Source organism: Microbacterium sp. CCH5-D1 (assembly GCF_001557335.1).
GTDB lineage: Bacteria > Actinomycetota > Actinomycetes > Actinomycetales > Microbacteriaceae > Microbacterium > Microbacterium oxydans.
Genome location: NZ_LSJW01000133.1, coordinates 1 through 351 on the forward strand (window position 1 = coordinate 1; position 351 = coordinate 351).

At 67.0% G+C, this 351-nt stretch carries 1 protein-coding gene; it reads left to right on the forward strand.

Features of this window, described 5'->3' with window-relative positions:
- Positions 1–351: transposase (locus AX744_RS08185; protein ID WP_197429188.1), on the forward strand; the 351-nt coding region annotated here is incomplete at both ends.

The following is a 351-nucleotide window of genomic DNA, read 5'->3' on the forward strand; positions in this document are numbered from 1 at the left end:
CGTCACCTCCGACGCCCACGCCGGACTCGTGGAAGCGATCGCGGCGAACCTGCCCGGCGCTGTCTGGCAGCGCTGCAGGACCCACTACGCCGCGAACCTGATGAGCGTCTGCCCGAAGAGCATGTGGCCGGCCGTGAAAGCGATGCTGCACTCCGTCTACGACCAGCCCGACGCAGCATCGGTGAACGCGCAGTTCGACCGGCTCTTGGACTACGTCGAGGAGAAGCTCCCCGACGCGTTCGCGCACCTCGATGCCGCAAGGGCGGACATCCTCGCGTTCTCCGGCTTCCCCGACGGGCTCTGGCAGCAGATCTGGTCCAACAATCCCAACGAGGCGATCGCCTGGAACCG